This is a genomic window from Proteus sp. G4415 (genome assembly GCF_963896075.1).
GTDB classification, from domain to species: domain Bacteria; phylum Pseudomonadota; class Gammaproteobacteria; order Enterobacterales; family Enterobacteriaceae; genus Proteus; species Proteus mirabilis.
Window position 1 is genome coordinate 1 of the sequence record NZ_CAWQOK010000124.1, and the last position, 12,106, is coordinate 12,106.

The following is a 12,106-nucleotide window of genomic DNA, read 5'->3' on the forward strand; positions in this document are numbered from 1 at the left end:
TTATTAATGCGAAAAATTTAACCAAGGGTGTTAATATTTATATATACGAGTATAATATATAAATGCAATCTTATTTAGATGATTTTTATATACTTTGAGTCACTCTAAAAACTTGAGATTTTTATTATTTAAAATCAAACGATATGAGAGGTTATAAATAATCTTTTTAAGATAGTTTTATATCGCTCATGGAGGATATATGTTCAAAAAAAGCTTATTAGCTATTTCTTTACTTACTTTATCAAGTAGTATCGCTTTCGCTGCGACACCAACCGCTAAATTAAAAGTAAGTGGGGATATCCAACCACCAACTTGTACCATCAATGGCGAAACAAGTGAAACTACTGTTGAATATACTTTTGCTGTAACTCCTGGCCTTTTCCCTGCAAAAGGTGATTTAACATTAGAGCCTCAATCAAAAAATATTATCGTAACTTGTGATGCAAAAACCTATCTAGCTTTTACTCCTACTGATAATAGAGCTGGGACAGAAAAAAAAGAAGGTGATTCTTATTTTGGTTTAGGCAGTTATAAGATGGCAGTCGATGGAAAAGAGGCTGTTGATACTAAAGTAGGTTACTACACAGTTTCAATGAAAAATGCCACAGTAAAAGAAGATTTGACTAGTGAAGAAAAGAAAGTCTATGTAATGGATTCTAGATATGGCAGATCTACTTCTAAGACACTAGTAAAAAATGATTCATTAGGTTGGGCTCGTAGTAATGCTAATGATTATGCTGACGGTCAAGTATTTGCGGCAGATTTTGAAGTCACACCAACCATCAATAGCGCACTAAAAAATAGTGATGGTGATGCTAAGTTAGATGGTTTAGCCACATTAACATTCCAATTCGGAATTTAATTAAAAAAAACGTAAGAAATCATTTGGGTTTCTTACGTTTTTATTTAAATATTTTTATAAATTATCAGATATAGAAAGTCTTTTATTAATTATCTTATATAGACTATATATTTTAGAGTAGCCGATTTGATATAGAATATAAAAACCCATTTTAAAATCACCAATTAAATTACAAGACTGTTTTTTATTTTCTATAAGCGTATAATTAATTAAAAATTATTATAAAGGTCGAATTAGTTAAATACATCAGAAAAAGAAACTACACTAGCTGGCTTTAGGTTATTATGAATATTATAAAATCTTTTTATTTTACCTTACCATTTTTAAGTATTTCATTAGTATCAACATCTGCTTTTGCAGATATTTATAACGATCTAGCACCATCATTTAATGATGATTGTTTTGTGTCACAAAAAGATATAACCATAGAGTATCATAATCTTAAAGCTTATATGTTTAAATCTAATGAAAATAATAAGTTAGATGATCGTTATACATTAATAAATATAAGCTGTCCTTCACCTGTTTCACCTGTACTATTTTCAATAAAAGCAGATGAAAAAATGGGAACAACCACAGATAATGATCAAACTCATTTTGGCCTTGGCACTATAAATACAACAGGTAAGATTGGTTTTTTCCAGGTATCTATTGAAAAAGCAACAGTAGATGGCATTGATGTTAATATTTATGAAACAGATAACGAAAATAATATTGGAATAATAAAAACAAGCCCACAATTAAAAATAGGCACTCTAAACGGATTTAGTCAAGATGGTGTAACACCTTCGAAAGGGAATAACTATCAATTAAAGTTAAAAATTTCACCAACAATTTATAGTTTAAAAGAAACAAATGGCCCTCTTGTCGATGGTGGAGAACTTTCAGGCTCTCTATTATTCGATTTTTCATTTGGATCTTAAAATTTAAAAACGCGACGTTTTACTATGGGGTTCATTATGCATTTTCGATATCGTAAAATGATATTTTTATTATTAGCTTATCTAATTAACAATAATTTAGCATTAGCTGATAATAAAAATATCGAGTTTGATATTGACTCACTTAAATCTCTTGGTTATGGCAGTGAAATCGCTGATTATTTTAAAGAAGGAAGTCATTTTCTTCCTGGTTATCATGATGTAACAATTATAGTAAATAGTAGCCTTAACTATTCTGATAATATTCTTATTAATGAATCAGGTAATCTTTGCTTAAATAATCAATTAATAGATAAGCTGAAATTAAAAAAAAAGAGATAAATTCAGATTGTGCTGATTTTTTAGAGATATATCCTAAATCAGATATTACCTATCACCCAAATAACAACTCTATTGATATCACTATTAATGATGATTACTTCGATCAAAGTGCCTATGGTAATGAATTAACCTATGGTGGCTTAGGGGTATTCAACAACTATAGAATCTATGGTATGAAGTTAAATGGCTCTAATAATAGGAATTTTTATCAAGGTGATTTTAAAACAGGTATAAATTTTTATAATTGGATTTTACGTAATAACAGTAGCTTTTCTTCAGGTGATGGGAAAACTTACTATAGATTTAATGAAACAACGCTTTCACGTACAATAGAACGCATCAAAGCCATTTTACAATTAGGCCAAATTACATCTAATAGTGAGTTATTAGATAGTGCTGATGTGAATGGTTTTCAATTATATTCAGATAGTAGCTATCAAAACAGTAAGTTGACAGTTCCTATTACTGGGATGTCTGAAAAACCGGCTACCGTTGAAGTCACACAAAATAATCGATTGTTATATAGAACGATAATACCTGCAGGCCCTTTCCAATTAAATAACATTAGTGGTGTATCATCAAGTCAACCATTACATGTCAAAGTTATTCAAGATGATGGTACTATTCAAGAATTTGATGTTATTACATCAAATAAAGACTTAAAAAATCCACAGAGTAGTACCAGCTTTAACTTTTTTATGGGGAAATATAGAAAAAACTCAAGTGATGAACGCATACATACTCCTTTTATTACCGGTTTTGAAGGTGGCATTAATTATTTAAATCATAATTTTCTAGGGGGTATGGAAATATCATCAAAATATAAGTCTATTGTAGGTAGCGTAAATAGCGTTTTTGGTGAACATCGTCCTTTATCTACTGGCTTTGGTATTAAATATGCATCTTCTTCTAATAAAGGTGATGGCTTCCAAGCAAATGCTAATTTAAGTTTACCTGTATCAGTATTCTCTCTAGGCTTATCAACAATATATCGTTCACGCAACTATTCCACACTCTATGAATCTCTACAAATAGATAATATAGAAGACCCATTAGATGATAATCTTGCTAATAATCAGACAAAAACATCAAGCTCATTATCTCTAAGCTTAGGAAATCAACGTTATGGATCACTGAGTTATAGCCTTAGCTATAGCCAATATTATGGTGATAAAAAAGACAATTATTCAAATACCATTTCTTATGGAAAAAGATTTCCATTTATGTCTTTTAATATTAGCTATCAAAAAAGTAGTAATTTTGAAGATCGTACATTTGTAAACATCAACGTACCTATTAATAATTCATCATCATTTAGTACTCAATACCAACATTATAAAACATCATCTTTAACAACAAATTATAGTAATTATCATAATGATTTATTTAGATATTCTATCGGGGCAACTGCTGATAAAGACAGTAAAGATAAGAATATTAGCGGTAATATCAATGCAACAACCGCTTACAGCCAAATTAGTGCGACAGGCTCCTTTAGTAATAGTAATCAAAAATCGGCGATGCTGACAGCATCTGGTGCTATTGCTTATAGTGATGGATTATTTGCTACTTCTCCTGTGGAGTTAGGAGATACTTTCGGTATTTTACGTGTTCCAGGACAATCTGGTATTTTAGTTAACTCTATGGGTGGTGGTACGACAATAACTAATCACTTTGGTACCGCCGTTATTCCTAACTTACCTGTAAATAAAAAAACAACTGTTCTATTAAATACTAAAAATTTACCACTCAATGTTATGTTAGGCACAACATCCTTTGATATTGCATTGGCAAAAGGTACTGTTTTTTCTCGTGAGATCCCTGTCAATACAATGAAGCAAGTTTTATTAGAAATAAAAAAACCAGATGGTAAACCTGTTAATACAGCAAATAGTGTTATTGATGATAAGGGAAATCTAATAGGTGTTATTATGGGGGACGGTAATGTTATAATAAGTAATGAGCAAATCGGTAAGCCACTAAAAGTAAAATCAGATAATGGTGACATCTGTTCTGTTGATTATTCAGTTCCAGAAGAATTTAATCCAGACTTTTTATATGAAAAAGTTGATGCAATTTGTAAGTAATACAAAGAGGATAGTCTAATTATGAAAATACTAAAAGGAATGATTTTTCTCATTCTATTAATAAGTCATTTTTCTCATGCTAGTTTTCAATTGGAAACCATGACTGTTATTTTAGATTCAGAAGAGCCAAGAAAGATTTTTAATGTTAAAAATACGGGTAGTGAACCTATTTTATTATCAACAAAAGTCAGCGATTTAGATAAACAACACGAAATAGCAAAAAATATTATTATAACTCCACCTATTACAAGAATAGAGCCAGTTCAAAGTCAGAATATTAATTTTATTTTAAAAGACGGTATTGAATTTGATGATGAACAAATTTTAAAAGCCTCTTTCCAAGGTATTGGTGTTGCAAAGGTCAATTCAACAAAAATGCCTATCAGACAAGATATTGCGATGTTAATTATTCCAAAAGGGTTAACCATAGAGCGTGAACCTTGGAAAAATCTAGAAGTAAAACAAGTCAATAATCAATTAATATTAAAGAATAATGGTAAACAAGTTATTCGTATGGCTCCCGCTTTTAGCTCTTTACCAAGCAATAACGGTTATAGTATTGGTCAATTTTATATTCGTCCTCAAGAAGAAATTAAAGTTGATGTAAAAGAAAAGTTAACAGAAATAAAAATATCACCTTTAAGTCGTTATGGATTTAAATTAGCAGGTGATATTAAAATGAAAGTTAATAATTAAAATAATTAATATATAAAGCCTTGATATGTTATATCAAGGCTTTTTTATTTATGTAGACATTTATATTATTAACCCTACATATTTATTTTTACAAAAATCTACACGCTTATACTTTATTTGAATTGACCTTCCTGTAGGGGGAAAGATTATTGTTCTCTGTATTCGTATCTATAAGGAATACATGATGAAAAAATTACTTTTTCCCTCTCTCTTAGTATTGTCAACGGTTAGTGGTACTGTACAAGCGGCAAATCATGCTGTAGTTGAAGTTTATAAAACCGAAAATTGTGGTTGCTGTAATTTGTGGGCTGATGGTGTAAAAGAAGCGGGCTTTGATGTTAATGTCAATATTGTCTCTGAAACAGAATTAATGCAAAAATATCAGCAAGCAGCAGTCCCTGATAATTTATTAAGCTGTCACTATGCAACATACCAAGGCAAAGACTTAGTCGGACATATTCCTATCGATAGCTTAAAAAATATAGACTTAATGGATAAAAAGCAAACAGGCATTGCTGTTGCAGGTATGCCAGCGGGTAGCTTAGGTATGTATGCAGGGGACTATAAAGAACCTTATCAAGTCATTGCTTTTGATAAAGCAGGTAATCAATCACTATTTAAATCATACAATTAATTTTTACACTCATCATATTGATGTAACAAGAATATTTCTCTCCTATTATATTATTCTTATTTTATTTTCTGCCTGTACTAAAACAGGCAGTTTTTTATTTTACTAGCCTTGGGACTACCGGATTTTCTGGTGACGATTTTAAAAATGACATACAAAGAGCACCTAAAATAACCAAGAGCATAATCAAATCAAAACCATCAATAAAAGAGGCAACATGTGCTTCTCTTATTACTAATGCCATCGTTGTTTGATAATGTTCAGCAATATTCCCTGCTAATTTTTGCTCACCAGTTTGTATGTATCCTCTTAACAAATCATAATGAGTATCATATGAGATCCTCAAATAAGTATTGATAATAGCTCCTGCAAGGGCTGGCATTAATACTCTCGCTATCGAAATATATGCCCCTAAATGTAACGCTTCTTGTGGCTTGATATTAGTAACAAATGAGGCAATTAATCCGATAAGTAGCAAACATTCCCCCATTGCTTGCATAGATATGACAATAAAGAAATCATTAGCTCGCCACTGATAATCAATTTGATGACCGATTAAACATGCTCCTCCAATAATCATAATACCTATTAACATCATTAATCGTGGCTCTAAACGCCGTGCAAGAAAAATAGCTATTGGACTACATAATAGATAGATAAAGAAGGCAAGATTGGTAACTTGACCTATTTGTAGTGGTTTCAACCCACCAACAACACTCAAAAATGAAGGTATAAATAACGAATTAGGTAACATCAAAAAGCCATATAAACAGGCAATAATAAAGCAGAGCCGTAAATTACTATCTTTGATCCAATTTAAGTGGCCAAAGCTTTGTTTATAAATATAAGCTCTAATAATAAATGTCCCCATCAGTATAGCGCTACCGATTAAGCAAGACACGACCAGCCCAGAATCCCACCAACCTAACAATTCACCTTGAACGACACCAATATATAATAGCGTTAATCCTAAGCATTTAAGCGCCATTCCTCCCCAATCACTTTGAGCGAGCAATGATTTATTAATAGGTGAGAGTGGCATTCCCCACCAGGTAAAAAATAGGATGACTAAGGTGAAAATAGCGGATAACCAATAAATCCAACGCCAATTCAATATGTCAACAAATTCTCCTGAGATCCCCACTCCCGCATCCATTCCTACAGAAACACGTAAGCTATAAGCCGCCATAACGATTAGCCAAACACTGGGATTTAAACTTTTTAAGGCTAATGAAATCGTCATCGGCAAATAGACTCCGATACAAAATCCAATCATAAAATGAGCAATAAAAAGTCCGCCAAAACCAATCTGTTGTCCTATTATGGGAACCGCTAATCCACAACAAAAAAGGATAAAACTCGCACTGATTAATATTTTTTCTGCGCCATAAACCACCATAAACCAAGGTACAAGAGTCATACTGATCAATTGAGCTATATTAAGAGCCACATTCAACCAAGATCCTTGGGCAACATCTAAACCAAACACGCCTCTTAAATCCGCTAACGAGATAGAAAACATACGTACAAAGAGTGTTGATAAAATAGCCCCGGTAAAAACAGCCATAACAACAAAAATAGGACGATGATTTTGTGCTGCTGATAATAATTTAATCACTGCGCTCCCCCTCCTCTATAGGAAGGCTATCTGTGTCAATTTTCACTTGCACAGACATACCCGCTCTTAATTTAGCTAAGTGTCGGTTATCACTATTGAGCGTGATATAAACCGGAATACGTTGTACTACTTTAGTAAAATTACCACTGGCATTATCAGCAGGAATAAGTGCTGATTCACCACTACTTTGTGCGCCGATATATCTCACTTTTCCTGAAAAAACATCGGTAGGAAAAGCATCAACTTTGATAGCAACAGATTGTTCTGGCTGTACTTTTTTTATTTGTGTCTCTTTTAAATTGGCAATAATGTATACATCGTTAATCGGTGTTAAAGTCACAATTTCGCTACCCGCAGTCACAAGGCTACCGATATTGACTTTTATTTTATTTAATTGCGCATCGAAAGGAGCCTTAATAGTCGCGTATGAAAGCTCCGTTTCAGCCTGCTGATACTGTGTTTGAGCGATATCTTTTTGTGCCAGACGTATTTTTTCTTGAGATTTTAGTAATACCAGTGCTTGTTTAGCCTGATCCCACTCATTTTTCGCAGCACTTTGTAATTTCATTAAACGTTGCAAATCAGATTGAGCATCTAAATAATTTTGTTGTGTGATTGCCCCACTATTAATTAAATCTTTACGCAACATTGGGCTGCGCTTAGCTTGGGTAACATCAATAACTGATGCTTGATAACGATTAGCTAATTTCTCAATATTTAATTGATATTCTTTAATTTCTTCAGTGAGATTATCTAAAGCTAATTGGGCTTTTTGATACTCTGCTAATGCCGCTTGCCGATTTAATATTTGTTCTTTCTTATTAATTTCAGCAATGACCTCACCACGTTTTACTACTTGGTAATCCTCTTTATTAATCTGAGAAATAAACCCAGTCATTCGTGATTTCAATATCGTTGAGTCCGCTTTTATGTAAGCGTTATCTGTTGTTTGATAACGAGCATCACTCCACCAGCGATCCCAATCTGCAGTCGCTATACCAATAAACGCAACAACACATATCACAGTGATCCAAGGTGTATAAACCATCACTAACTGCATGATTTTTTCTTTTTTTGATTGAATATTTTCCATCTTTCTACTCCTAAGCGAAGCTTAGTGATATTTAACTTTTGCTTTAATCTAACATTGTTAGGTTTGATAAATATGTTAAACTAACATTGTTAGATAGAAAAGAGGAAAATGAGAATTATTTATGAAAAGCCCTAAAATTGATCGATTAAATGTGTTGGATACGGCGCTTTCTTTGCTGGAAAAAGAAGGGATTGAAGGCTTAACAATGCGAAAACTGGCAGATGCATTACATATAAAAGCCGCCTCTCTCTACTGGCATTTTGATAATAAACAAACGCTTATTGAGGGAATGGCAGATCGTATAGTCAGTGAAGTCGCTGTTGATTTTCACTATAGCCAAGATTGGAAAGCGGATCTAAAACGTCTAGCAACAGAGCTAAGAGAAGCTTTTTTACAACATCGTGATGGTGCTAGAGTTTTTGCCGGAACCTATGTGATTTCTGAGAATGTGTTACGTATAAACAATACGCTTATTACTTTAATTATGCAGTCTGGTGCATCTGCTGAGTTAGCGAGCAATATGTCGATGACCTTACTCTATTTTATTTTAGGGTGTTGCATTGAACAGCAAGCTATCACGCTTATTGATAGTGAAATTTTAATGCAAAAACGACTCGCTTTTGAACAAATTGTACGTGATAAATACCCTCAAACTTGGCAAGTAAGAGAAATTCTTTTTGCTGATGATTTTGCCATGCGTTTTAATTTTGGCTTAGAGCAATTAGTCACAGGGTTTGAACACCAATTGATGACACCATGAGGTTGGTTTAAAAAGGCCGTTTGTAACTAAACAAACGGCACTTTATTTATACTTAATAATCTATTTATCGTTAATAATCCGTTAGTACAAAGCTACACTGGTCCATAACTTATTGCGGTAGCAATACCAATTGCAGCCATACCTATCACGACCCAAATCATTAAAATAGGGAATACAAATTTAACCCAACGCATCCACGGCACTTTACCTACCGCCAGTACCGCCATAAGTACACCTGATGTTGGGGTAATAATATTGGTAAAGCCATCACCGAGTTTTAAAATAAGGACACCGGTTTGACGTGTAAGATCAAGAATATCGAGAATAGGCACCATAATAGGCATAACAATCGATGCTTGTCCCGTTCCTGATGTGACTAGCAAGTTAAATAGTAAATTAAAGAAATAAAGTAATTGAGCGCCCCAAAAGTGAGAGGTTTGCTGTAATGGCACTAATGTGGCTTGTACAATAGAATCAAGCACTCGTCCTTCATCTAAAATAACAATAACCGCTCTGGCGATCCCCACCACCAATGCCCCATACACTAAAGATTGAGCACCTTTCATAAAGGTTTTGATATAGTCATTAGGGGCAATTTTAAACATAGCCGCCACAACAATGCTCATCATAATAAAAATGGCTGATAGATGTTCAATCCCCCATTTATATTCAAAAGCACCATATAAAAACAATCCAATAAACGCTATAAATACCACCAAACTCAATTTTTGCCTCAATGAGAAGGTGCTATCTAATGATTGAGTGTGTGGCTGTTCATAATCAGGATCATCTTTAGCTATTCCATACATATAACTGGTCGTTGGATCATTCGCAATACGTCTGGCATACCAGACAATATAAGCAATAGTGACAACAATTAAGATAGCGAATAATACAACTCGAAAAATAACACCAGAAAAAAGAGGAACTTCAGCTAATGTTTGTGCAGTACCTAAAATAGTTGGATCTAATACACCAACCGCATTACCTGCATAATAGCCTAAATAAACAACTGCAACCCCCGTAATAGCATCAAGTTTCATTGATCGCGAAAGGGCTATTCCTATAGGGATAAACGCAATAACGGCATTGGCCGCAAGCCCAAGGGATGACAACATACCAAAAATAAAAGCAACCGTAATAATAAGAGCTTGATAATTACCTTTGGTTTTAACAATAAGCGCATTAATACCTGAATCAATAGCACGGGTGCGATCATAAATGGCAATCGCGCCACCAATCATAAAGATCAAGAAAATAATACTGGCAGATTGTTTTAACCCTACAGGGATTGCATAAAACACATCCATCAATGAAGCTGGATTTTGTGCAACATAATTAAAGCTATTAGGGACAACGCGGTTTAATCCATTAACGGTTTCCCGCTGATAACTTCCCGCGGGGATCAAATAGGTGGCGATGGCCGCTAAAATAACGATGCCAAAAATAATAATAAAGGCATCAGGCATAGCCCATTTTATTTTTTTACTCTTTTCCATACATTCACCTTATTGAGACAGACGCTTAATAACATTTGCAAATAGCACTGTCCTTTCGGTCAATGACGGTAAATCGAGATATTCTTTATCACTATGTTGATAGCCACCAATAGGGCCTAAACCATCAACACTTGGCGTACCGACACCGGCAGTAAATGAGGCATCAGATCCTCCCCCGGTTGAAATATCTTCAATAGCTAAGCCAATTAAATCCGCTTGCTGTTTAATGATTTCTATTAAATTGGCACTTTCAGGTGTTTTCACCATTGGAGGGCGATTAATGCCACCTTTTAGCGTTAATTTAACCCCCGCTAACACAGGTTGACTACAAACTTCTCTGACTTGCTTATCAATTTCAATACCCTGCTCATCCGTTGAAATACGCACATCGATTTCAGCTCGTGCATGGGGAGCAACCGTATTGACAGATGTACCACCAGAAATCAGTCCGACATTAACGGAAAGACCTTCATCATGGCGAGAAAGCGCATGTAGGGCCTGAATTTTGTATGAAAGCTCTTGAATAGCACTAATTCCTGCTTCTGGTGCAATACCTGAGTGAGATGCTTTCCCTTCAATCAACAGCTCATAAGTTCCAACACCTCGACGAGCGCTAACAATGGCACCATTCGCACGAGCAGGCTCCATAATTAATGCATAAGCTTTATTTTTTGCATATTTTTCAATTAAATGACGCGATGTTTTTGACCCTATTTCTTCATCACAGTTAAGCAATATTTCAACATTTTGATAAGAGAGATCGCCACTTTGTTTGAGTGCATTAATCGCATAGTAAGTTAAAACATGGCTAGCTTTCATATCAATAACACCGGGGCCATAAGCACGGGAGCCATCGATACTAAATGGGCGCTCTGCTACTGTGCCTTTAGGAAATACGGTATCTAAATGTGCAGCAATAAAAATTTGTGGGTTTGTGGCATCTTTATGAACTAAACGGTAGTTATTCCCTAGTTGTTCATTTTCAAATACTTCAACAACAAAACCTAATTTTTGGTAGCGTTGAATTAAAAGATCAGCGACTGTATCAACCCCTTGTTTATCATAAGAGCCGCTATCGATATTCACTAACTCCTTTAGAAAATCAACCATTTCATCATATTGTGAATTAATTGTGTGTTGCATTTTATTTACCTCTTGTAATTATAATTTGTCTTTTTTAGCTAGATATTTAAATCAAGATGGCCTTTATCAACTGCAATAAAATGCTTGATAAAAAGCATTAGCCTTAAAATAAAATGTGGATTTATTTATCAATAATATCACATTAAACTTTACATATATTTAATATGATTGCATCTATTTTTTAAAACCATAATAACAATTAATTAAATAGAATAAGGTCTGCTAGAAATCACATGATAGAAATAGATAAAATAATCTAAAGCTAATAAGAACATTGAAAAATAGAAAAGAGGTTTAAGATAAAATACTTTTTACTATTTTATCTTGTTTTTAGAGAGCATTATTTTAAATAGATTTATTTTGTTTTTTGATAAAACCTAAAAAAACAAAATAAAACCAAATTATTTTTTATCAAACAAACAATAAAACCAATAAAATAATTTTTTAACACACTG

At 33.5% G+C, this 12,106-nt stretch carries 11 protein-coding genes; 7 read left to right on the forward strand and 4 right to left on the reverse strand.

Annotation, left to right across the window (positions count from 1 at the left end; all coding sequences use genetic code 11):
- Positions 1–199: 199 nt before the first annotated feature.
- The 6 genes from AACU95_RS13535 to AACU95_RS13560 all read left to right on the forward strand — a co-directional run bounded on the left by AACU95_RS13535 (position 200) and on the right by AACU95_RS13560 (position 5,541).
- The gene (locus AACU95_RS13535) at positions 200–862 is read left to right on the forward strand and encodes a fimbrial protein (protein ID WP_161737088.1); all 663 of its coding nucleotides are present in this window, start codon (positions 200–202) and stop codon (positions 860–862) included.
- A gap of 284 nt (positions 863–1,146) precedes the next feature.
- The gene (locus AACU95_RS13540; protein WP_004246562.1) at positions 1,147–1,785 is read left to right on the forward strand and encodes a hypothetical protein; all 639 of its coding nucleotides are present in this window, start codon (positions 1,147–1,149) and stop codon (positions 1,783–1,785) included.
- A 36-nt stretch (positions 1,786–1,821) separates the two neighbouring features.
- Positions 1,822–2,124, forward strand: coding sequence for a hypothetical protein (locus AACU95_RS13545; protein WP_223232002.1), 303 nt, complete (start codon positions 1,822–1,824; stop codon positions 2,122–2,124).
- A 173-nt stretch (positions 2,125–2,297) separates the two neighbouring features.
- Positions 2,298–4,211, forward strand: coding sequence for a fimbria/pilus outer membrane usher protein (locus AACU95_RS13550; protein ID WP_004249799.1), 1,914 nt, complete (start codon positions 2,298–2,300; stop codon positions 4,209–4,211).
- A 21-nt stretch (positions 4,212–4,232) separates the two neighbouring features.
- A complete protein-coding gene (locus AACU95_RS13555; RefSeq protein WP_141192240.1) occupies positions 4,233–4,907 on the forward strand; it encodes a fimbria/pilus chaperone family protein in 675 nt (224 codons plus the stop codon).
- 184 nt (positions 4,908–5,091) lie between these two features.
- Positions 5,092–5,541: a DUF411 domain-containing protein gene (locus tag AACU95_RS13560; protein ID WP_004249975.1), complete on the forward strand. Its 450-nt coding sequence runs from the start codon at positions 5,092–5,094 to the stop codon at positions 5,539–5,541.
- Positions 5,542–5,635: 94 nt separating this feature from the next.
- Here the strand turns inward: AACU95_RS13560 and AACU95_RS13565 are convergent, their stop codons facing one another.
- Together AACU95_RS13565 and AACU95_RS13570 are read right to left on the reverse strand one after the other, a co-directional pair.
- Entirely contained in the window at positions 5,636–7,156 is a 1,521-nt protein-coding gene (locus tag AACU95_RS13565; RefSeq protein WP_004246567.1) for an MFS transporter, read from the reverse strand.
- The gene (locus AACU95_RS13570) at positions 7,149–8,249 is read right to left on the reverse strand and encodes an HlyD family secretion protein (RefSeq protein WP_012368615.1); all 1,101 of its coding nucleotides are present in this window, start codon (positions 8,247–8,249) and stop codon (positions 7,149–7,151) included. Before AACU95_RS13570 ends, AACU95_RS13565 begins: the two co-directional genes overlap by 8 nt.
- Positions 8,250–8,370: 121 nt before the next feature.
- Here AACU95_RS13570 and AACU95_RS13575 point away from each other — a divergent pair, with 121 nt between their 5' ends.
- On the forward strand, positions 8,371–9,009 hold the full coding sequence (locus AACU95_RS13575; RefSeq protein ID WP_004246569.1) for a TetR/AcrR family transcriptional regulator C-terminal domain-containing protein: 639 nt from the start codon (positions 8,371–8,373) through the stop codon (positions 9,007–9,009).
- A gap of 92 nt (positions 9,010–9,101) precedes the next feature.
- Here AACU95_RS13575 and AACU95_RS13580 read toward each other — a convergent pair whose 3' ends face one another.
- Positions 9,102–10,508, reverse strand: a complete 1,407-nt coding sequence (locus tag AACU95_RS13580; RefSeq protein WP_161737089.1) for a YfcC family protein — start codon at positions 10,506–10,508, stop codon at positions 9,102–9,104.
- Between the two features lie 9 nt (positions 10,509–10,517).
- Complete coding sequence (locus tag AACU95_RS13585) at positions 10,518–11,651, reverse strand: M20 family metallopeptidase (RefSeq protein ID WP_004246571.1); 1,134 nt, start codon at positions 11,649–11,651, stop codon at positions 10,518–10,520.
- Positions 11,652–12,106: the final 455 nt, after the last annotated feature.